Raw genomic sequence first — 20,392 nt, forward strand, 5'->3', positions numbered from 1 at the left:
CCATTTCGTCAATATGGAATATCCATTCCTTCGTGTGACCGCAAGAATATGAAGTTTCACGCCAGCTCCTGCACCAGTGTGTAGGGACGATATCTGGCGTATTCCGTCTCCGGCACGTCGATGTCGAGCAGTTGGAGGTTACGCGTCAGGTTCGCCAGCTTGGCGGTGCCGGTCAGCACGGTGGCGACGGCAGGTTCATGCAAGGGGAATTGGAACGCTGCGGCGGCGAGCGGATAGCCACCCTCGGCGGCGATCCTTTCCATTGCGCCGACGCGGTCGAGCACGTCATGGCTGGCAGGGCGGTAGTCGAAATGCGCGTCTTGCACCGGCCCGGTCGCCAGGATGCCGGAGTTGAACACGCCGCCGATGACCAGGGAGGTCTGCCGCGCCCGGCATAGGGGCAGCAACTCCGCTTCGGCACTGCGGTCGAGCAGGGAATAGCGGCTGGCGAGCAGGATGCAGTCGAGCGGCGCCTCGCGCATCGCGTCCAGACAGATCTGCACCTCGTTGACGCCAAGCCCATAGGCGGAAATGACGCCGGACCGTTTCAGCTCTTCGAGTGCCTTGAGGCCGCCGTCCATCAGGTCGCGAAAGTGCAGCTTGGTCTTCTCGACACCATGGGTGTAGGCGCCGATGTCGTGGACAAACAGGATGTCTATCCTGTTTAGGCCAAGCCGCGCATAGCTGAACTCGACCGACCGCATGATGCCGTCGTAGGAATAGTCGTAGTCGAGCGCGAAGGGCAGCGGATCGACATAGGAGTGATCGGGAACCTGATCCTCCGACACCGGGCGGAACAGCCGGCCGACCTTGGTCGACAGCACATAGGAATCGCGCGGCTTGTAGCGCAGGAAGTCGCCGAAGCGGCGCTCCGACAGTCCGAAACCGTAAAAGGGTGCGGTGTCGAAATAGCGCAGGCCGGCATCCCAGGCGCCCTGCAGCGTCTCCATCGCCGCTTCGCGCGAACAGGCGCGGTAAAGGCCGCCAAGTGCAGCGCCGCCAAAGCTGACCTCGGTGACTTCCAGCGCTGTCTGGCCGATGCGGCGTCTTTCCATGCACAACCTCCCCGTGGCCAGCCAACTGGCCGGCGCGCAGTCTACTTTATATCAGTAAAATCTAAAGTGTGGCGCCCAGATGCCAGGGCACGAACTCGTTGTCGCCGTAGCCGAAGTCCTCGCTCTTGGTCTTGCGGCCGGAAGCCGTTTCGACGATCAGTTCGAAGATCTCGCGGCCCATGCCGGCGATGGTCTTTTCACCCGAGGCGATGACGCCGCAATTGACGTCCATGTCCTCCTCCATCTGGTGGTACATGGTCGAGTTGGTGGCGACCTTGATCGACGGCGTCGGACGGCAGCCGAAGCAGGAGCCACGGCCGGTGGTGAAGACGATGACGTTGGCGCCGCCCGCCACCTGGCCGGTCGCCGAAACCGGGTCGTAGCCGGGCGTGTCCATGAACACCAAGCCGCTGCCAGTGACTTTTTCGGCGTAGCCGAATACGCCGTTGAGCGGCGTCTGGCCGCCCTTGGCGACCGCACCGAGCGACTTCTCCAGGATGGTGGTGAGGCCGCCGCGCTTGTTGCCGGGCGAGGGATTGTTGTCGATCGAGGCGCCATGCTTGGCGACGTGGTCCTCCCACCATTTCACGAAGCCGTCGAGCTTCTGCGCGATCTCCGGCGTTGCCGCGCGGTAGGCAAGCAGATGCTCGGCGCCGTAGATCTCCGTCGTCTCGGAGAGGATGCCGATGCCGCCGACGCCAGCCAGGATATCGACAGCCGCGCCGAGCGCCGGATTGGCTGTAATGCCCGACATGCCGTCGGAGCCGCCGCATTGCAGGCCGACGACGATCTCGCTGACCGGGATCGGCTCACGCTTCAGCTGGCCCACTTCCTCGGCGATCTCGGCCAGCACGTCCATCGCCTTTTCCACCGATTTGCGCGATCCGCCGGCGTCCTGGATGTTGAAATGGCGCTTGCCGGCAGCGACGCCCTTTTGGCCGTAGAGGGTGAGCTGGTTGACCTCGCAGCCGAGGCCGACCATCAGCACGCCGCCGAAATTCGGGTGGCGGGCGTAGCCGGCGAGTGTACGGTGCAGCACCATCATGCCGTCGCCGGTGCCGCTCATGCCGCAGCCTTGGCCGTGCACGATCGGCACGAAGCCGTCGATGCCGGGGTATTTCGGCAAAAGCGTGCGGTTGGCGGTGTCGGCGATGGAATGGCAGACGGTGGCCGAGCAATTGACGCTGGCGACGATGCCGATGAAGTTGCGCGTGCCGGCGCGGCCATCGGCGCGGCGATAGCCCATGAAGGTGCGGGCGCGGTCGGCCTCCGTCGCGTGCTCGGCCTCGCTCGGCGGCACGACCGGCAAGCGGCCGGATTCGAACACCAGATTGTGCGAATGCACGTGCTCGCCCGCCGCAATATCCTGTGTCGCGCGACCGATCGCCTGGGCGTATTTCACCACGGCCTCGCCGGCGGCGATCGGCTTGATCGCCACCTTGTGGCCGGGCTCGACCAACACACTGGCGACGGCACCGCCCGGCAGCGCGGTGCCGATCTCGACGCGGCCGTTGGCGACGGCGACATTGTCGGCGGGGGACAGAAGAATGCAGTTGGAGGCGTTCACGGGCGGTTTCCTGGGTGATCCTGGGTTGCGCGGACGGATTGACACGCGTCTGTTTAGCGATATTGTCTTTTATCGTGAAAAAACAGTTTTGCGTCAATTGTTTTTTCACTGGGGAGTTCCGCATGCCTTGGGTGTTCCGGAAAGCGAATTCGCTTTTCAGGGCCATGGGAACGTCATATCGCGCTTCAAACCGGCCGCGGCAAGCGACGGGTGCAACGGATCAGGGATGTCGAAGAGCAACAACGTCTACAAGGATGCCTACAACCGCTGCCTGCGGCTACTCGACGAAACGCGCAGCCTGCCTTCGGAGCCGGAACTGGGCACCTTGCTTGGCGTCAGCCGGACCACGGTGCGCACCATTCTGGCGCGCATGGAAGAGACCGGGCTGATCGCCTGGAACAAGCGCGCCAAGACGGTGCTGCGCGAGACGCGTCCCGATGATTTCTTCCCCGAGGAAGAGACCGACACGCTGGCCGAGATCATCGAACGGTCGTTCATGCGTCGGCTGCTCGCCGGCGGCGCCGAAGCCGGCATGCAGATCAACGAACTCGAACTGGCGCGTGAGATCGGCGTCGGCACCACCAGCGTGCGCGAGTTCCTGATCCGCTTCTCCCGCTTCGGCCTGATCGAGAAGCGTCGCAACAGCCACTGGGTGCTGAAAGGTTTTACCCGCGCCTTCGCGCTGGAGCTGACCGAAATCCGCGAAATGTTCGAACTGCGCTCGGCGGCTGCCTTTGCCGCTTTACCGCAGGACAGCGCGGTCTGGACCGATCTCGACCGCCTGGAAGACGAGCATCGCCAGTTGGCAAACGACATCGCCGCCCGCTTCACCGAGTTCTCCGAGCTCGACGAGCGCTTCCACCGGCTCATCCACCGGGCGTCGCGCAACCGCTTCATCGTCGATTTCTACGATGTCATCGCCATGATCTTCCACTACCATTACCAGTGGAACAAGGCGCAGGAACGCGAGCGCAACGAAGTCGCGATCGGTGAGCATCTGGTCTACATAGAGGCGCTGAAATCACGCGATCTCGGCAAGGTCGACGCCGCTTGCCGCAAGCACCTGAAGTCGGCGCGCCAGACATTGCTGACCTCGATCCCGGAGAGCCGGTCGCTGCAAAAATCCTGAGCCGCATCGCGGCTCGGAGCCTTGTTTCATGCATGTCGTTGTCCCAAAACCGCTATACGCTTTTGGGCGGCATGCATTGAGCCTGCCGCGTCGGCGCCGCGGCGATTTGGCGATTTTCCACCCGCCGGCCCCGTGCTAGGAATGTCGCATTGCTGCGAAGAGGCAGGGCTTTGAGCGTATCGAGGAGACGATGGAGCATGCCGGTCGCGCTTGTCGCGGCCTATCTGCTGTTGCTCCAGTCGGCGCTTGGTGCATTCGCCTTCGGCGCCGGTCCCAATGCATCGCAGCTCGATGCCTTCGGCAACGTCATCTGCACCCATGAGGGCGCAACCCAGCTTCCGGACGGCAACCAGCCGCCGTCCCATCTTCCGGCATGCTGCGTGCTCGGCTGCAGCATGGTTTCGGCGGCCTTTGCGCCGCCGCCCGGCGCTGGCTTGGCGCTGGGCAGCCTTTCCTTCAAAACGGTCGCCTTTGTCTTTCCGGCCGCCATCCATCTCGACTTTGCGCGTGAGCGCTCGCCGTCGAACCCGCGCGCGCCGCCGCTGACGGCCTGAGCCTGTTTGCCCGGCGGAACCTTTGTGGGCGTACCCATCCAAAGATCAAACTGCTCGCGACCGACAACGGCGCGACCTTCACTCCATGGAGCAACCATGTCCTATTTTTTCCCTGACGCGGCGCGTCCTATGCTCGGCGGCATTCTACGCAGCGTCGAAGAGCGTGTCGGCATTGCCGTGCTGGCTCTTGCGCTGCTGTTCACAGGCGCCCAGTCCGTCCTCGCGCATGAGTTCAAGGTTGGCGATCTCGAGATCGGCCACCCCTGGTCGCGCGCCACGCCGGCCGGCGCCAAGGTCGCCGGCGGCTATTTCACCATCACCAACAACGGCAGTGCGCCGGACCGGCTGGTGTCGATTTCCTCCGATGTCTCTGAAAAGGCCGAGCTGCATCAGATGGGCGTCAAGGACGGCGTCATGACCATGCGTCCGGTTGCCGGCGGCCTGGAAATTCCGGCCGGCGGCAAGGTAGCCCTTGCGCCTGGCGGCTATCATTTGATGTTCATCGGCCTGAAGCGACAACCCAAACAGGGCGAAAAGTTCTCCGCTACCCTGACCTTCGAAAAGGCCGGCGCCGTCAGCGTCGATTTCGCTGTCGAAGGCATGGGCGGTGGCGCCATGGACGATCACGCCAATTGACCGCGCCAGTTCGACAAATTTTGAAATCCGAGGGACCATCATGAACAAATATCTTTTGTCAGCCGGCGCACTTCTCGCGCTCGGAACCAGTGCTGCCTTCGCGCATGTCACGTTCGAAACCCAGGAGGCGGCGGTCGGCTCGACCTACAAGGCCGTTTTGCGGGTGCCGCATGGCTGCGACGGCAAGGCGACGACCGCCGTGCGCGTGCAGATTCCGGAAGGGGTGATCGCGGTGAAGCCGATGCCGAAGCCTGGCTGGACGCTGCAGACCAAGAAGGGCAAGTACGACAAATCCTACCAGCTCTATGGTCAGGCGGTTGCCGACGGGGTCAAGGAGGTCGACTGGAGCGGCGGCAGCCTGCCAGATGAATTCTACGACGAGTTCGTCTTCCGCGCGACGCTGACGGCGGATCTCCCTGTCGGCCAGAAGCTTTACTTCCCAGTTGTGCAGGAATGCGATGGGGCCGCCGACCGCTGGATCGAAATCCCGGCAGCCGGCCAGGATGAGGACGCGCTGGAAAACCCGGCACCCGGCATCAAGGTGTTCCCTAATAAATGTTCCCCACGGCGGCGCGCTAATGCGAGCGCGCCGCTCTTTTTCGTGGCGGTGACATGAGCACGACCCCCCTCCTGCAAACGGCTTCCATGGCCTGCAAACCTGCCGGCCGGCTTGCCGCCGGCCTGTTGGCCGTGATCGTGTTTCTTGCCAGCCTTGCCGTGTCAGATCAGGCCTTTGCCCATGCCGCGCTGATCAAGACCGATCCGGCCGACGGCGCGGTGCTGGAACAGGGGCCGGCACAGTTCTCGCTGACCTTCAGTGAGCCGGTGTCGCCACTGGTGCTGACCCTGGTGAAGCCCGACGGAACGCCGGTTGCTCTGACGTCATTCCGTCTCAGCGACCAGACGCTCGAGATCGACAATCCGCAACCGCTCAAATCCGGTACGCATGTACTGAGCTGGCGTGTCATTTCGGCAGACGGTCATCCCGTCGGCGGATCGCTGCTGTTTTCCATCGGCGCGCCAAGCGAACCGCCGGCCGTGTCCGAAGCCGTCGACTGGCCGTTGCGGTCGGCGATCTGGCTCGGCAAGGTTTTTCTCTACCTCGGGCTTTTCCTCGGCGCCGGCGGCGCCTTCGCGCTTGCCTGGCTGGCCGGGGGCGGACAGGCTGGCCGGCGTTTCTCCATCGTTGCAATCCTGTGCGGGCTGGTCGCGGCACCCTTGTCGCTCGGCTTTCAGGGGCTGGACGCACTTGGGGCCCCGCTCTCGCATCTGGCGCAGCCGGTCATCTGGCGGACCGGGCTTAGCACCAGTTTCGGCTGGACAGTGCTGGTCGCGCTGATCGCGCTGGGCCTTGGCCTGCTGTCGCTGGCCGGCCCCCGCGCTACCGCCAAACCATTGGCGCTGGCCGGCCTGGCCGGGGTGGGGGTTGCCCTTGCCGCCAGCGGCCATGCCAGTGCCGCCGAACCGCAATGGCTGACACGGCCGATGGTGTTCCTGCACGGCGTCGGCATCGCATTGTGGGCCGGCGCATTGGTCCCACTCGGGCTGGCGCTGAAGGGGCAATCGGCGGGGGCCACGCCATTCCTGCGGCGGTTTTCTTGGGCGATCCTGCCGGTGGTGGCCGTGCTTGCCTCTGCCGGCATCGTGCTTGCCGTCGTCCAGGTGCAAACACCGTTGGCGCTGGTCGACACCGCCTATGGAAGGCTGCTGTTGATCAAGCTCGGGCTGCTGGTCTTTCTGTTCACGCTCGCCGCCGTCAACCGCTGGAAACTCACGGCATCGGCCGAGGCGGGATCGACGGAAGTTCAACGCAGGTTGGTCCGCTCGATCGGCGTCGAGATGTTGATCGTGTTGGCGATTTTCGGCGTTGCCGCGGGCTGGCGCTTCACGCCGCCGCCACGAGCCCTCGCGATTGCGGCAGCGCAACCGGTGTCGGTCCATATCCACGCGCTGAAAGCGATGGCCGATCTCAGCATCACGCCGGGCCATGCCGGACCGGTCGTCGCCTCGATGATCATCATGAGCGGCGATTTCGGCCCGCTCGACGCCAAGGAGGTGACGCTTGTGCTGTCGAAACCCGATTCGGGCATCGAGCCCTTGAAGCGCGCGGCGGCCAAGCCCGGCGACGGCAGTTGGCGTGTCGACAACCTCGTCATCCCGGTGGCCGGCCGGTGGACGGTGCGCATCGACATACTGGTCTCGGACTTCGAGATGGTGAAGATCGAGGCGCCCGTCGACATCCGCGCCGAGTGATATTCAGGTGATGCCGGCCTGCGAACGGCGGCTTCCTGCGCTTCCGGTGCTCACGTACTTTAAGTACGCTCCGCTCCGGTTCTCGGAAACCACCATTCTCGACTCGGCCTGACCTGAATCTCACACGCCGCGGCATCAACACAATTCGGCGAGGCGGTTGACGCAGCCCGAAAGGCCCGTCAATCATCGCGGCAAAACGCGATCTCAACAAAATCCGAAGGCAGGAAAAAAACGATGGAAAAAGCCGAAATCGGCCTGATCGGCCTTGGCACGATGGGCTCCAACCTGGCGCTCAACATCGCCGAGCACGGGCATCGCATCGCCGTCTTCAACCGCACCAGGGCGCGCACGGACGCTTTCATCGAGAATGCCGGCGCGCTCAGGGACATGGTCGTGCCCTGCTACAGCCTGGAAGAGCTTGCCGCCGCGATCCGGCCGCCGCGCCCGATCATCATCATGGTGCTGGCCGGCATGCCGGTCGACGAACAGATCGCGGCTCTGCGCGGCGTGCTGTCGGCCAACGACATCGTCATCGACGCCGGCAACGCCAATTTCCGCGACACGATGCGGCGCTTCTCCGAGCTTTCCAGCTCGGACCTCACTTTCATCGGTATGGGCGTGTCCGGGGGTGAGGAGGGCGCGCGCCATGGGCCGTCGATCATGGTCGGCGGCACGGAGGACTCATGGAAGCGCGTCGAGAAGGTGCTGACGGCGATCTCCGCCAAGTTCAAGGACGAACCCTGCGCGGCATGGCTCGGCACCGACGGCGCCGGACATTTCGTCAAGACCATCCATAACGGCATCGAATATGCCGACATGCAGATGATCGCGGAGATATACGGCATCCTGCGCGACGGCCTGGGCATGGACCCGAAGGAGATCGGCACGGTGTTCGCCAACTGGAACAAGGGCCGGCTCAATTCCTACCTGATCGAGATCACCGCCAAGGTGCTGGCATCAGACGATCCGAAGACCGGCAAGCCGGTGGTCGACATCATCCTTGATCGCGCCGGCCAGAAGGGCACCGGCAAATGGTCTGTCATCGAGGCGCAGCAGCTCGGCATCCCGGCCACCGCGATCGAGGCGGCGGTGGCGGCGCGCGTTCTATCGTCGATCAAGGACGAGCGGCTGGCGGCGGAAAAGGCCTATGGCAACATCGGCGTGACGAAGATTTCCGGTGACAAGGACGCCTTGCTGAAAGATCTGGAACTGGCGCTGTTCGCCGGCAAGATCGCCGCCTACGCCCAAGGTTTTGCGGTGATGAGCGGCGCCTCCAAGGAATTCAACTGGAACCTGCCAATGCCGACCATCGCCAGGATCTGGCGCGCCGGCTGCATCATCCGCTCGCAGATGCTCGACACCATGGCGGAGGCCTTCAGCAAGGGCGGCGCCTCGACCAACCTGCTGATGGCCCCGGCCTTCATCGCGCTGATGCAGGAAGCGCATCCGTCGCTGCGGCGCATCGTGGCGAGGGCTTCGGAGGCCGGCTCGCCGGTTCCGGCGCTGTCTTCCGCACTTGCCTATTTCGACAGCTACCGCCAGGGCCGCGGCACGTCGAACCTGATCCAGGCGCAGCGCGACTTTTTCGGCGCGCACGGCTTCGAGCGTATCGACGACAAAGGCGCGTTCCATGGGCCGTGGGGAAGCGGTGCGGCTGGTTAGCCCAAGGGCCTAAACGGAAACCGGCGGGCTGAACGCCCGAACCTCGCTGGTGGCGACCAGGCGCTGCAACGAGCCGGGTGCGGCGCCGCCGATCCAGCCGAGCACGGAGCGGGCGAGATCGGAGCCGGCCAGGCGGAAGTTCTCGTTGACGACGAGCAATTCCGGCCGGAACAGGTGCAACAGGTCCGACGACTGCTTGGACACGACATCGACGTCGCGGCCAAGCTTGAGGCCGGCATCCTCGATGCCGGCGACGATCGCCAGTGTCGCGGCGGCAGCGCTGCTGACGAAGCCGTCCGGCCTGTTCTCGCGGCGCATCACCTGCGCGGTTCTGGTCCTGATCTGCTCGATCGTGTGATCGATGGAAACGGTGTTGAACGGAATTTCGCTGGCTCCGACCTCGCTTAGCGCATCGGCAAAGCCGTTCAGCGTGTGGCCATAATAGGTCAGCCCGGGCGGCGGCGACAGAAGCGCCAGCTTGTGCCTGCCCATGCTCGCCAGGCGGCGCACGGCTTCCATCGCGAAAACATGGTTGTCGAAGTCATGGTAGGGATGGACGAGGCCCATGTCGGTGCGCCCATGCGTGGCAAAGGGCATGCCGTGCTCGAGCATGTAGCGGGCGCGCGGATCGTTCGGTTGGGTGCGCGAAATGATGACTCCGTCGGCCGAGCCGGTCTCGACGAGATAGCGGATCGGCTCCATCGGATCCTGCGAGCGGGAATAGGGCGTGACGATCAGGTGATAGGGCGTTTCGGCGAGCACTTCCGAAACGCCGTAGATGATGTCCGAGACGAAGCTCATGATCTCGCGGTCGGTGTTGAGCACGAGGCTGATGACATTGGTCCTGCCGGTGCGCAGACGCACGCCGGCGCGGTTCGGCCGGTAGCCGATCTGCTTGGCGACGAGCTGGACGCGACGCCTGGTTTCGGCGCCGATTTCCGGGGCATCCTTCAAGGCGCGTGACACAGTGGTGACGCCGAGCCCGGTCATGAAGGCAAGCGTCTTCAACGTCGGCCGTCCCTGTGCCGAGGTCTCCCCGTTCTTGTCCGTACGCTGTCTGTCCATTCGTCCCGCCCGTCAGGCGCATAGCAGCCGCGAGCCATGTCGGCAATCGCCGCCATAGCGGTACGATATGCGTTCCAGCCCCGGCAAAGCCTCAATATACTGAAACGTTACAGATTGCCATATCGAGTTACATGTCCATCGCCACGAGGTGGATGGTTCTTTTGCGAAACGCATTGGGATTCCAGGAGAAATCGCCTCTGCCGACGCCTTTTGCCCGTATCAGGCGGCATTTCGGTGTTTGCGCCGCAACAAACCATGCTGCAGTGCATGGGAAGCGCGATCATTCATGCGAATTTGTTCGCGGTCCGAAAAAATATCGAGGGCGCTTCGTTGATGGGTTGCACAGCCCGCGCAATTGCCGTATCGAAAATCTGTAACGTTTCAGATCTGGGAGGAGCCGAAATGCGATACAAACTTTTGACCGCTGCGCTGGCAGCGACGGCCGCGTTGCAGTTTGCCGGCCAAGCGGCCGCGACGGACCTGGAAGTCACCCATTGGTGGACGTCGGGCGGCGAGGCGGCGGCGGTTGCGGAACTTGCCAAGGCATTCGATGCAACCGGCAACCACTGGGTGGATGGCGCCATTGCCGGCTCCGGCGGCACGGCGCGGCCAATCATGATCAGCCGCATCACCGGTGGCGATCCGATGGGCGCCACGCAGTTCAACCATGGCCGGCAGGCGGAGGAACTGGTGCAGGCCGGCCTGATGCGCGACCTCACCGACGTCGCCACCAAGGGCAAGTGGACTGATGTCGTCCGGCCGAAGAGCCTGCTCGACGGCTGCACCATCGACGGCAAGATCTACTGCGTGCCCGTCAACATCCATTCCTGGCAGTGGCTGTGGCTGTCCAACGAAGCCTTCGCGAAGGCCGGCGTGCCGTTGCCGAAGGACTGGAATGAATTCGTGGCGGCAGCGCCGGCGCTGGAAAAGGCCGGCATCATCCCGCTCGCCGTCGGCGGTCAGGCCTGGCAATCCTCCGGTGCCTTCGACGTCCTGCTTGCGGCTGTGGGCGGTACGGACACATTCCTCAAGGTCTACAAGGACAAGGATGCCAAGTTCGCCGCCGGGCCCGAAGTCGCCAAGGTCTTCAAGGCCGCGGACGATGCCCGCAAGATGGCGAAGAACACCAATGTGCAGGACTGGAACCAGGCGACCAACCTGGTCATCACCGGCAAGGCCGCTGGCCAGATCATGGGCGACTGGGCGCAGGGCGAGTTCCAGGTTGCCGGCAAGACCGCCGGCAAGGATTATACCTGCCTGCCGGGCCTTGGGCTGAACGAGGTCATAGCCACGGGCGGTGACGCCTTCTATTTCCCGCTGCTCAAGGATGCCGACAAGAGCAAGGCGCAGGAGGTGCTGGCCGAGACGCTGCTCGATCCCAAGACGCAGGTTGCCTTCAATCTAAAGAAGGGATCCCTGCCGGTGCGCGGCGACGTCGATCTCAATGCGGCCAACGACTGCATGAAGAAGGGCCTCGCCATTCTTGCCAAGGGCGCCGTCATGCCGTGGACGGACCAACTGCTTTCACAGGACACCCAGAAACAGAAGGAAGACCTTTTCGCCGAATTCTTCGCCAAGCCGGAACTGACCATCGAAGACGCGCAGAAGCGCTTCGCCGACCTCATCGCTTCGGCGGACTGACGCTGGAGGCAACCCGCCTCATTCCCGGCCTTGCGAATGCAGGGCCGGGAATGCACCGCCCTTACCCAGCCGGCTGACGAGATGAGCAAGAGCGAACGCCCCAACCTTCTGTTCCGCAACCTCAATGCGAAGGTCGCCTCGATCCCGATGATCCTCACCGCCATGGTGGTTTTCGTCGGCGGCACCGTTTGGACGGTGCTCTATTCCTTCACCAATTCGAAGCTCCTGCCGCGCCTGAATTTCGTCGGGCTCGACCAGTATTACCGCCTGTGGGCGGCGCCGCGCTGGCTGATCTCGATCGAGAACCTGTTGATCTACGGCGCGATCTCCCTGGTGTTCTCGCTGGTCATCGGTTTTCTGCTTGCCGCGCTGCTCGATCAGAAGATCCGCTTCGAGGACACGTTCCGCACCATCTTCCTCTATCCTTTCGCGCTCTCCTTCATCGTCACCGGCCTGGTCTGGCAGTGGTTGCTCAATCCGGATTTCGGCATCCAGCATGTCGTGCGGGACTTGGGCTGGACGAGCTTCAGCTTCGACCCGCTCTACAATTCCAGCATCGTCATCTACGGCATATCGATCGCTGCGCTGTGGCAAGGCACCGGGCTCATCATGTGCCTGATGCTGGCCGGCCTGCGCGGTATCGACGAAGACATCTGGAAGGCGGCGCGCGTGGATGGGATCCCGATGTGGAAGACCTATCTGTTCATCGTCATCCCGATGATGCGGCCGGTCTTCATCACCACGCTCGTCATCATCGCTTCCGGCATCGTCAAGGTCTATGACCTGGTCGTGGCCCAGACCAGCGGCGGCCCGGGCATCGCATCCGAAGTGCCGGCCAAATACGTCTACGACTATATGTTCTTCGCCCAGAACCTCGGCCAGGGTTTTGCCGCCTCGACCATGATGCTGCTCTCGGTGGTGATCGTCATCGTGCCTTGGGCCTATCTCGAGTTCGGGCGACGCAAATGAGCATTGCAGACATCACCGCTCAAGCAAGCACTGCCGCCGGCGCGCGCCAGGACATCGCCGGGCCCTACGGTCCAAAGCCGCGCCGCGTGATTTCGCGCCGCAACGTCTTCCTCTACGGCACATTGTTCGTCATGGCGGTCTACTACCTCTTGCCGCTCTATGTCATGGTCGTCACCTCGCTCAAGGGCATGCCGGAGATCCGGCTCGGCAACATCTTCTCACCGCCGCTCGAGATCACCTTCGAGCCGTGGGTCAAGGCGTGGTCAACGGCCTGCACTGGCCTTAACTGCGACGGGCTCTCGCGCGGTTTCTGGAATTCGGTGCGGATCACCGTGCCGTCGGTGCTGCTGTCGATCGCCATCGCCTCGGTGAATGGTTATGCACTGGCCAATTGGCGCTTCAAGGGCGCCGATACGTTCTTCATCATCCTGATCGTCGGCGCCTTCATTCCCTACCAGGTGATGATCTATCCGATCGTCATCATCCTGCGCGAGATCGGCCTCTATGGCAGCCTCAGCGGGCTGGTGATCGTCCATTCCATTTTCGGCATGCCGATCCTGACGCTGCTGTTCCGCAATTATTTCGTCTCGATGCCGGAAGAGCTGTTCCGGGCGGCACGCGTCGACGGCGCCGGCTTCTGGGGCATCTTCCTGCGCATCATGCTGCCGATGTCGCTGCCGATCTTCGTCGTCGCCATCATCCTGCAGGTGACCGGCATCTGGAACGACTTCCTGTTCGGCGTCGTCTACACCCGCCCCGACACCTATCCGATGACGGTGCAGCTCAACAACATCGTCAATTCGGTGCAAGGCGTGAAGGAGTACAACGTCAACATGGCCGCAACCATCCTGACCGGGCTTGTGCCGCTCATCGTCTACTTCATTTCCGGCAAGCTTTTCGTACGCGGCATCGCCGCCGGCGCGGTGAAGGGGTGATGGCGATGACGGCAGCCAACGATACCAGCGTTTCGATCCAGGACCTGTCGCTGAATTTCGGCGCGGTGACCGTCCTGGAGACGCTCAATCTCGATGTCGCCGATGGCGAGTTCATCGTGCTGCTCGGGCCGTCCGGCTGCGGCAAGTCGACCTTGCTCAACTGCATTGCCGGCCTGCTCGATGTCTCCGAGGGCCGCATCTTCATCAAGGGCAAGAACGTCACCTGGGAAGAGCCCAAGGATCGCGGCATCGGCATGGTGTTCCAGTCCTATGCGCTCTATCCGCAAATGACGGTGGAGAAGAACCTGTCCTTCGGGCTGCGTGTCGCCGGCACGCCAAGAGAAGAGATCGCCAAGCGGATCGCGCGGGCGGCTGAAATCCTGCAGATCGAACCGCTGCTGCAACGCAAGCCGGCCGCCCTTTCCGGCGGCCAGCGTCAGCGCGTCGCGATCGGACGGGCGCTGGTGCGCGATGTCGATGTGTTTCTGTTCGACGAGCCGCTGTCCAATCTCGATGCCAAGCTGCGCGCCGAACTGCGCGTCGAGATCAAGCTGCTGCATCGCAAGCTGCAGAACACCATGATCTACGTCACCCACGACCAGATCGAGGCGATGACGCTGGCCGACCGCATCGCGGTGATGAAGGGCGGCGTCATCCAGCAGCTCGATGCGCCGCAGACCATCTACAACCGTCCGGTCAACCGCTTCGTCGCCGGCTTCCTCGGCTCGCCCGCAATGAACTTCGTCGATGGCCGTCTGGAAGACGCGGACGGCGGCTGGCGGTTCGCGGCCGACGATATCAAGATCCCGCTCGGCACTTACGACTTTGCCAAGCCTCCGGCTCCAGGCCCCGTCACATTCGGTATCAGGCCCGAGCATGTCAGTCTGAACAGTGGCACCGGCTGGCCGTTCTCGATAGCCGCCAATGTCGAGGTGGTCGAGCCCATGGGCTCCGACACGCTGGTCTGGCTGAAGCTTGCCCAGCAGAATTTCAGCGTCCGGGTGACCTCGGAACGCACGCCCAAGAACGACGAGGCGGTGACGCTTGGCTTCGATCCGATGCGCGCCTCGCTTTTCGACACGGCAACCGGCACACGCATCTAGCTTCCGAGAACCAACCTTCCAACGACAATCCCCAAGCGAAACGGACAGAGACGATGAATTGGTCATTCCAACTTTACAGCGCCCGCAATTTCCAACCCTGGGACGGTGTGCTCGCCACGCTCGGCAAGCTCGGCTACGCTCAGGTCGAAGGTTTTGGCGGCGTCTATGATGATCCCGAGGCATTCCGTGCCGAGCTCGACAAGAACGGGCTTGCCATGCCGACTGGGCATTTCTCGATCGACGCTCTCGAGAACGATTTCGACGGCGTGCGCAGAACCGCCGACGCACTCGGTATCACGCTGCTCATCTGCCCTTTCCTGATGCCCGACCAGCGGCCATCCGACGCCGCCGGCTGGAGCGGCTTTGGTGAGCGTCTGGCAAAGGTCGGCGACGCCGCGAAAAAGGCTGGCTACGGCTTTGCCTGGCACAACCATGATTTCGAGTTCAAGAAACTTGCCGACGGATCGGTGCCGCAGGACCACATCCTGTCATCCGCGCCCGATGTCAGCTGGGAGATGGACGTTGCCTGGGTGGTGCGCGGCGGCGATGATCCGTTGCCGTGGATCGAGAAACACGGCAAGCGCATCAGTGCCGTCCACGTCAAGGACATGGCCAAGCCCGGCGAGGGGCTGGATGAGGATGGCTGGTCGGATGTCGGCCATGGCACCATCGACTGGGCCGGTCTGATCAAGGTGCTGCGTGCCAAGAGTGCTGCCCAATACTACGTCATGGAACAGGACAACCCCAACGACATCGAGCGTTTCGCCCGCCGCTCCATCGCAGCCGCCAAAACCTATTAGGAGCAATCAGCATGGCAAAGAAACTTGGCATCGGCGTCATCGGCTGCGGCAACATCTCGAAAGCGTATTTTTCGCTGGCGCCGCTGTTTCGCGGCATCGAGATGCGTGCCTGCGCCGACATCAACATGGAGGCGGCCAGGGCTCGGGCGAAGGAGTTCAAGCTGCGCGCCGAGACCGTCGAAGACCTGCTCAGGGCCGACGACATCGACATCATCGTCAACCTGACCATCCCGGCGGTGCATTATGAGGTGTCGAAGCAGATACTCGACGCCGGCAAGCACGTTTATTCGGAAAAACCGTTCGTGCTGTCGGTCAAGGAAGGGCTCGACCTTAAGAAGCGGGCGCAGAAAAAGGGTCTTCGGATCGGCTCGGCGCCAGACACTTTCCTCGGCGGCGCGCACCAGCTGGTGCGCAACCTGATCGACACCGGCAAGCTTGGCAAGGTCACGAGTGGTACCTGTCATGTCATGGGCCACGGCATGGAGCATTGGCACCCCAATCCGGATTTCTTCTTCCAGCCGGGCGCCGGTCCCGTGCTCGATATCGGACCGTATTACATCACTAATCTGATCCAGCTGATCGGGCCGGTGAAGCAGGTCGCGGCCTTCGCGACGACGCCGGCCAAGGAGCGGACGATCAGTTCAAAGCCGCGCGCGGGTGAAAAGATACCGGTCAACACGCCGACGACCATCCATGGGCTGCTGGAGTTCGAGAACGGCGCCGTTATCACGCTCAACACCAGCTGGGACGTCTGGGCTCACGGCCACGCGCCGATGGAACTCTATGGCGAGACAGGCACGGTGTTCGTGCCGGATCCGAATTTCTTCGGCGGTGACGTTCGCTTCACCGACGCGGCCAAGCCGGTCAAGAAGCTGCCGAACTGGCCGCATCCGTTCGGCGTGCCCAACGAGATGCATTCGCAAGGCATGATGGCCAACTACCGCACATCAGGCCTCGCCGATATGGCGGTGGCAATCGCGGAAGGCCGGCCGCACCGCTGTTCGATGGAGCTGGCGCTGCACGCCGTCGACGTGATGACCGGGCTGTTGCGTTCCGGCGAAACCGGCAAGTTCGTCGCCATGCAGACCACCTGCGAACGGCCGGCGGCACTTGGCGTCAAGGAAGCCAAGGCGCTTTTGGCGAAGAAGAAATAGGCAGCACACCTCAACCCTCTCCCCGTTTCGACGGAGAGAGGGTAAGGGTGAGGGGCAGAGCCAACTCGCCGCGTTGTCGCGATGCAGCCGACCGGCTCGTTTCCATTTGAGGATTTTCCGATGCCCTACACGCCTGCCGAAAACCGCTATGAAAAGATGATCTACAACCGCTGTGGCCGCTCCGGCCTGAAGCTGCCGGCAATCTCGCTGGGGTTGTGGCATAATTTCGGCAACGACACGCCGCACAAGACCAAGCAGGCGATCGCGCGCAAGGCCTTCGACCTCGGCATCACGCATTTCGACCTCGCCAACAATTACGGTCCGCCGCCCGGTTCTGCCGAGACCGCTTTCGGCGAAATCCTGCGCACCGACTTCGCCGCCTACCGCGACGAACTGATCATCTCGACGAAGGCCGGCTACGAAATGTGGGCCGGCCCCTACGGCGAATGGGGCGGGCGCAAATACATTCTGGCCAGCCTCGACCAGAGCCTGAAGCGCATGGGGCTCGACTATGTCGATATCTTCTATTCGCACCGTTTCGACCCCGACACGCCGCTGGAAGAAACGATGGGTGCGCTCGACCATGCGGTGCGCTCGGGCAAGGCGCTCTATGCCGGCATCTCGTCCTACAATTCGCAGCGCACGCGCGAGGCCGCCGATATATTGAAGCAGCTTGGCACGCCTTGCGTCATCCACCAGCCGAGCTATTCGATGCTGAACCGCTGGGTGGAGGAAGACGGCCTGCTCGACACGCTCGAAGGGCTCGGCGTCGGCTCCATCGTGTTCTCGCCGCTGGCGCAAGGCATGCTGACCAACAAGTATCTCGGCGGCATTCCGGACGGCAGCCGTGCTTCCCAGGGCAAGTCGCTGAAGACAGCCTTCATCAACGACAAGACCATCGCCAACATCAAGGCGCTCGACGCCATCGCCAGCAAGCGTGGGCAGACGCTGGCGCAGATGGCGCTGGCCTGGGTGCTGCGCAAGGGCAGGGTGACCTCGGCGCTGATCGGTGCCAGCCGGCCGGAGCAGGTCGAGGACTGCGTCGGCGCGCTCAAGGTGCTCGACTTCAGCGATGCCGAACTCGCCGAGATCGATACCTACGCCCGGGAGTCCGATATCAATCTGTGGGCAGCTTCGGCCGAGCGCAAAGGCCCGCCGCGAAAATAAACCACTCAAGCCGGCAAAATAAGAGCGGCGGGCACTCCCGCCGTTTTTCATGGGAAGCCAAATGGCCGCGGTTCAGGGCGTTTTCGGTTTCTGCGCCGTGCCGAGTCCCGCCTTGGGTTTGGCAGGCGCCGGAGCAGAGCTTTTCATCTTCGCCTCGATCCAGCCGGTGTAGTTGGCCAGCCGCGTGTAGATGCCGTAGGCGTCCTTGTGGCCGCAGGCCGCACTGCCGTCAGCCGGGCCTTCGCCCCAGCTGACGACGCCGATTTGGACCGGGCCTTCGGCACCGGTCATGAACAGCGGGCCGCCACTGTCGCCGTTGCAGGCATCGCGCACGCCGCTGGAGGTGCCGGCGCAGATCATGTTGCCGGTCAGCGGGTCGGTCATGTCGGCGGCGATCGCATTGGCGGCCGCGTCGATGCCTTTTTCCGAATAGCGCATACGGCGGGACAGATCACCGAGCGCTGCCTTCAGATCACGCGCATAGATGGCCTTGATGCCGCTGTTGCAGGCCTGGTTGGGCTGCAGGTCGAGATCGACAACCATCAGCGTGGTCGGGAAGGTGCCATCCTGCATCTTGCCCCAGCCGGTGACCGTCGTTTTGCCTGTCTCGGGCGTTGCGTCATGGGTGACCTTGATGGTCGACGCATCGGCCGGTTCGGCAAGCCGGAGCAGGCCGATGTCGTTGTCGAGGGTCTGTTCGCTGTAGGCTTCGTTGACGATGACCTCCACCACCTTGTGGCGCTTGCCCTCGCTGAGATCGGTTGCACCGGTCAGCACGGTGACGCTCTCAGGCGAAACCGGCTGGCCCTTGTCGTTGAGGCAGTGTGCTGCCGTCAGCACCCATTCAGGCGCGATCAGGCTGCCGCCGCAGAATTGGGCGTTGGCCTGCGATGCCGGATTCTCGTCCAGCCTGTCGGTGGTGAGCAGCGCGACCTGGAACGGGTAGGCTCCCTTTTCGGCCTGGTTGCCGCCATAGACGCGGTCGGCCGCGTCGGGGTTCTCCGCCGCTGCTTTCGCTCTGGCTTCCGTCACGCGCTTCATTGGCGAGACCGCTGCCTCCGGTCGGGTGACCGCTTCGTCGGCCTGGGTGGAATTGGCTGCCGCAAGGGCGGCCGCGATGCCGAGCAGCGATGCGGCGGCGATCGGCCTGAACCGATGGATGATGTTCATCTGAAGCCCTCCTGATATGTTCCCGAGCGGACCAGCCCCTGCGCATGATCAACAAAGCAAGCCTCAGACTGATGGTCAGGCCGCGCAGCTTTTGTTGTAGCAGCACGGCAGGGACACCAAGTCAGGCACTGCTTCGCTTATCGCGTTCCTGTGCAGACCCCGCTCAAAACCCTATAGCCCCCCACGGGCTATGTGGAAGCTAATTGTCATTCCAATGTTGTATTAATTTAGGCAATATATCCGCGCCGGTGTCTTTGGCGGGGGCTTTGACCGACCGCATAGGCGATGGTCATATTTCAAGTGCGGTAACCAAACTCCTTTTTCGACCCCACCACGATCTCGACAATATTTCTGTATCTTGATCCAGTCCTTGCTGACTTTTGGGAGAGTCTCACCATGACAAAACTGACAAACGCACTCATTGCGTCCACATTACTTTCCGCCGCAATGTGGGCGGTTCCAGCTTTCGCCGCCGATCCTGGCTCCGCCAGTGCCGGCAATGGCGAAAGCGCGCGCGACGCGACTTCAGGCGACTACAAGCCCGGGCGGGCAAAGCCAATCGCGCCACCGAAGCTGACCGACGAAGACAGCCGCGCCGCGCCGCTTGCCGACGAGGCAATAGCTGTCAAATCCTACGGCATCGTCGGACGGTCCGCCGATGGCAAGGAGATCAAGATCGAGCCGAGCGAAGCGCTGCGGGAGCTTATCATCAAGGAACTGAACGCTCCGGCCACTGGAAAAGACGGGGCTGAGCGCAAGACCGAGGATCCGGACCTCGGCGAAGGCGAAGCCGGCCGCCAGGTTTTCGGCACCGACGATCGCGAGCAGGTCAAGAACACCAAGACCTATCCGTTCTCGGCAATAGGCTATCTCGAAGCCAAATCGCCGAAGACGGGCAGCTTCGGCAGCTGTTCGGCAACGCTGATCGGTCCGCGAACCGTACTCACCGCCGCGCACTGCCTCTACAGTCATGAGGACAAGGATTGGCTCTCCGACTACCTGTTCGTGCCGGGCCTTAACGGCAGCACGGCCGACGACGCACCGTTCGGCGCCTTCGCCTTCGAAAGCGCCTATGTGCTGCAAGGCTTCATCGACAACTACCAGGGTTATTATGGTTCGGTCCTGCTGTGGGATCTCGGCATCGTCACGCTGAAGCAGGATGTCGGCACCAATCTCGGCTGGCTGGGCTATGCGAACTATGACGATCTCGGCGACTTCACCGCCAATCTCGTCGGCTATCCCGGCGACAAGCCGATGGGCACGATGTGGAAGGCAAACTGCGAAGTGCACGCCGAAAACATCGCGCCGGAATATTTCCAGTACGACTGCGATACGTTCCCAGGGTCGAGCGGCAGCTCGGTCTATGCCTACGACAACAAGGCCAAGCAGCGCATCGTCACCGGTGTCAACGTGGCGGAAAGCCCCGACGCGAACACCGCCGTGCGCCTGAACGCCGCCAATGTCCAGTGGATCAACAGCCTGTATAAGTAATCACTGCGCCTTCGCGGTGGAAAAAGGCGGCGGAGCAATCC

Annotated in this window: 18 protein-coding genes; 14 read left to right on the forward strand and 4 right to left on the reverse strand. The window is 62.9% G+C overall.

The genetic code is table 11. From position 1 onward, the window contains the following. Positions 1-56: 56 nt before the first annotated feature. Together NKJ11_RS12935 and NKJ11_RS12940 are read right to left on the reverse strand one after the other, a co-directional pair. Positions 57-1,055 (reverse strand): aldo/keto reductase, encoded by a 999-nt coding sequence (locus NKJ11_RS12935; protein ID WP_352793469.1) that lies wholly within the window; start codon positions 1,053-1,055, stop codon positions 57-59. A 61-nt stretch (positions 1,056-1,116) separates the two neighbouring features. Beyond that, the gene (locus NKJ11_RS12940; protein WP_352612911.1) at positions 1,117-2,622 is read right to left on the reverse strand and encodes a UxaA family hydrolase; all 1,506 of its coding nucleotides are present in this window, start codon (positions 2,620-2,622) and stop codon (positions 1,117-1,119) included. Positions 2,623-2,848: 226 nt separating this feature from the next. On the opposite strand from NKJ11_RS12940, the gene NKJ11_RS12945 reads away from it, so the two are divergent. The 6 genes from NKJ11_RS12945 to gnd all read left to right on the forward strand — a co-directional run bounded on the left by NKJ11_RS12945 (position 2,849) and on the right by gnd (position 8,856). Continuing rightward, positions 2,849-3,751 (forward strand): GntR family transcriptional regulator, encoded by a 903-nt coding sequence (locus NKJ11_RS12945; protein WP_352612913.1) that lies wholly within the window; start codon positions 2,849-2,851, stop codon positions 3,749-3,751. A 197-nt stretch (positions 3,752-3,948) separates the two neighbouring features. Beyond that, complete coding sequence (locus tag NKJ11_RS12950; protein ID WP_352612915.1) at positions 3,949-4,305, forward strand: DUF2946 family protein; 357 nt, start codon at positions 3,949-3,951, stop codon at positions 4,303-4,305. A gap of 96 nt (positions 4,306-4,401) precedes the next feature. Further along, positions 4,402-4,941 carry a copper chaperone PCu(A)C gene (locus tag NKJ11_RS12955; protein WP_352612917.1) on the forward strand — a complete coding sequence of 180 codons (540 nt, stop codon included), beginning with the start codon at positions 4,402-4,404 and terminating at the stop codon, positions 4,939-4,941. Between the two features lie 40 nt (positions 4,942-4,981). Continuing rightward, positions 4,982-5,557 carry a YcnI family copper-binding membrane protein gene (locus NKJ11_RS12960; protein WP_352793470.1) on the forward strand — a complete coding sequence of 192 codons (576 nt, stop codon included), beginning with the start codon at positions 4,982-4,984 and terminating at the stop codon, positions 5,555-5,557. Further along, complete coding sequence (locus tag NKJ11_RS12965) at positions 5,554-7,194, forward strand: copper resistance CopC/CopD family protein (protein ID WP_352793471.1); 1,641 nt, start codon at positions 5,554-5,556, stop codon at positions 7,192-7,194. Before NKJ11_RS12960 ends, NKJ11_RS12965 begins: the two co-directional genes overlap by 4 nt. Positions 7,195-7,428: 234 nt before the next feature. Further along, positions 7,429-8,856, forward strand: a complete 1,428-nt coding sequence (gnd, locus tag NKJ11_RS12970; RefSeq protein ID WP_352610122.1) for an NADP-dependent phosphogluconate dehydrogenase — start codon at positions 7,429-7,431, stop codon at positions 8,854-8,856. A 9-nt stretch (positions 8,857-8,865) separates the two neighbouring features. Here the strand turns inward: gnd and NKJ11_RS12975 are convergent, their stop codons facing one another. After that, entirely contained in the window at positions 8,866-9,921 is a 1,056-nt protein-coding gene (locus tag NKJ11_RS12975) for a LacI family DNA-binding transcriptional regulator (RefSeq protein ID WP_023812490.1), read from the reverse strand. A 402-nt stretch (positions 9,922-10,323) separates the two neighbouring features. On the opposite strand from NKJ11_RS12975, the gene NKJ11_RS12980 reads away from it, so the two are divergent. From NKJ11_RS12980 to mgrA, 7 genes are all read left to right on the forward strand, one after another. After that, positions 10,324-11,562 (forward strand): ABC transporter substrate-binding protein, encoded by a 1,239-nt coding sequence (locus NKJ11_RS12980; protein WP_023812491.1) that lies wholly within the window; start codon positions 10,324-10,326, stop codon positions 11,560-11,562. Between the two features lie 81 nt (positions 11,563-11,643). Beyond that, positions 11,644-12,531 carry a carbohydrate ABC transporter permease gene (locus NKJ11_RS12985; protein ID WP_027037757.1) on the forward strand — a complete coding sequence of 296 codons (888 nt, stop codon included), beginning with the start codon at positions 11,644-11,646 and terminating at the stop codon, positions 12,529-12,531. Further along, positions 12,528-13,466, forward strand: coding sequence for a carbohydrate ABC transporter permease (locus NKJ11_RS12990; protein ID WP_128303237.1), 939 nt, complete (start codon positions 12,528-12,530; stop codon positions 13,464-13,466). The genes NKJ11_RS12985 and NKJ11_RS12990 overlap by 4 nt, the downstream gene beginning before the upstream one ends. A gap of 5 nt (positions 13,467-13,471) precedes the next feature. Beyond that, complete coding sequence (locus NKJ11_RS12995) at positions 13,472-14,569, forward strand: ABC transporter ATP-binding protein (RefSeq protein ID WP_352793472.1); 1,098 nt, start codon at positions 13,472-13,474, stop codon at positions 14,567-14,569. A gap of 53 nt (positions 14,570-14,622) precedes the next feature. Beyond that, entirely contained in the window at positions 14,623-15,369 is a 747-nt protein-coding gene (locus NKJ11_RS13000; protein ID WP_128303236.1) for a sugar phosphate isomerase/epimerase family protein, read from the forward strand. An 11-nt stretch (positions 15,370-15,380) separates the two neighbouring features. Beyond that, positions 15,381-16,523 carry a Gfo/Idh/MocA family protein gene (locus NKJ11_RS13005; protein ID WP_023812496.1) on the forward strand — a complete coding sequence of 381 codons (1,143 nt, stop codon included), beginning with the start codon at positions 15,381-15,383 and terminating at the stop codon, positions 16,521-16,523. 120 nt (positions 16,524-16,643) lie between these two features. Then, positions 16,644-17,690, forward strand: coding sequence for an L-glyceraldehyde 3-phosphate reductase (mgrA, locus tag NKJ11_RS13010; protein ID WP_023812497.1), 1,047 nt, complete (start codon positions 16,644-16,646; stop codon positions 17,688-17,690). Between the two features lie 72 nt (positions 17,691-17,762). On the opposite strand, the gene NKJ11_RS13015 is transcribed toward mgrA, so the two are convergent. Further along, entirely contained in the window at positions 17,763-18,860 is a 1,098-nt protein-coding gene (locus NKJ11_RS13015) for a S1 family serine peptidase (protein WP_352793473.1), read from the reverse strand. Positions 18,861-19,256: 396 nt separating this feature from the next. Between NKJ11_RS13015 and NKJ11_RS13020 the strand changes: the two genes are divergently transcribed. Continuing rightward, entirely contained in the window at positions 19,257-20,351 is a 1,095-nt protein-coding gene (locus NKJ11_RS13020; protein ID WP_352793474.1) for a trypsin-like serine peptidase, read from the forward strand. Positions 20,352-20,392: the final 41 nt, after the last annotated feature.

It is taken from the genome of Mesorhizobium sp. M0243, from assembly GCF_040321775.1.
Lineage (GTDB): Bacteria > Pseudomonadota > Alphaproteobacteria > Rhizobiales > Rhizobiaceae > Mesorhizobium.

Excerpts from the sequence above, each read along its gene's own strand:
- NKJ11_RS12935 (WP_352793469.1), bottom strand. The coding sequence starts at position 1,055 with ATGGAAAGACGCCGCATCGGCCAGACAGCGCTGGAAGTCACCGAGGTC.
- NKJ11_RS12945 (WP_352612913.1), top strand. The coding sequence starts at position 2,849 with ATGTCGAAGAGCAACAACGTCTACAAGGATGCCTACAACCGCTGCCTG.
- NKJ11_RS12950 (WP_352612915.1), top strand. The coding sequence starts at position 3,949 with ATGCCGGTCGCGCTTGTCGCGGCCTATCTGCTGTTGCTCCAGTCGGCG.
- NKJ11_RS12955 (WP_352612917.1), top strand. The coding sequence starts at position 4,402 with ATGTCCTATTTTTTCCCTGACGCGGCGCGTCCTATGCTCGGCGGCATT.
- NKJ11_RS12960 (WP_352793470.1), top strand. The coding sequence starts at position 4,982 with ATGAACAAATATCTTTTGTCAGCCGGCGCACTTCTCGCGCTCGGAACC.
- NKJ11_RS12965 (WP_352793471.1), top strand. The coding sequence starts at position 5,554 with ATGAGCACGACCCCCCTCCTGCAAACGGCTTCCATGGCCTGCAAACCT.
- gnd (WP_352610122.1), top strand. The coding sequence starts at position 7,429 with ATGGAAAAAGCCGAAATCGGCCTGATCGGCCTTGGCACGATGGGCTCC.
- NKJ11_RS12975 (WP_023812490.1), bottom strand. The coding sequence starts at position 9,921 with ATGGACAGACAGCGTACGGACAAGAACGGGGAGACCTCGGCACAGGGA.
- NKJ11_RS12980 (WP_023812491.1), top strand. The coding sequence starts at position 10,324 with ATGCGATACAAACTTTTGACCGCTGCGCTGGCAGCGACGGCCGCGTTG.
- NKJ11_RS12985 (WP_027037757.1), top strand. The coding sequence starts at position 11,644 with ATGAGCAAGAGCGAACGCCCCAACCTTCTGTTCCGCAACCTCAATGCG.
- NKJ11_RS12990 (WP_128303237.1), top strand. The coding sequence starts at position 12,528 with ATGAGCATTGCAGACATCACCGCTCAAGCAAGCACTGCCGCCGGCGCG.
- NKJ11_RS12995 (WP_352793472.1), top strand. The coding sequence starts at position 13,472 with ATGACGGCAGCCAACGATACCAGCGTTTCGATCCAGGACCTGTCGCTG.
- NKJ11_RS13000 (WP_128303236.1), top strand. The coding sequence starts at position 14,623 with ATGAATTGGTCATTCCAACTTTACAGCGCCCGCAATTTCCAACCCTGG.
- NKJ11_RS13005 (WP_023812496.1), top strand. The coding sequence starts at position 15,381 with ATGGCAAAGAAACTTGGCATCGGCGTCATCGGCTGCGGCAACATCTCG.
- mgrA (WP_023812497.1), top strand. The coding sequence starts at position 16,644 with ATGCCCTACACGCCTGCCGAAAACCGCTATGAAAAGATGATCTACAAC.
- NKJ11_RS13015 (WP_352793473.1), bottom strand. The coding sequence starts at position 18,860 with ATGAACATCATCCATCGGTTCAGGCCGATCGCCGCCGCATCGCTGCTC.
- NKJ11_RS13020 (WP_352793474.1), top strand. The coding sequence starts at position 19,257 with ATGACAAAACTGACAAACGCACTCATTGCGTCCACATTACTTTCCGCC.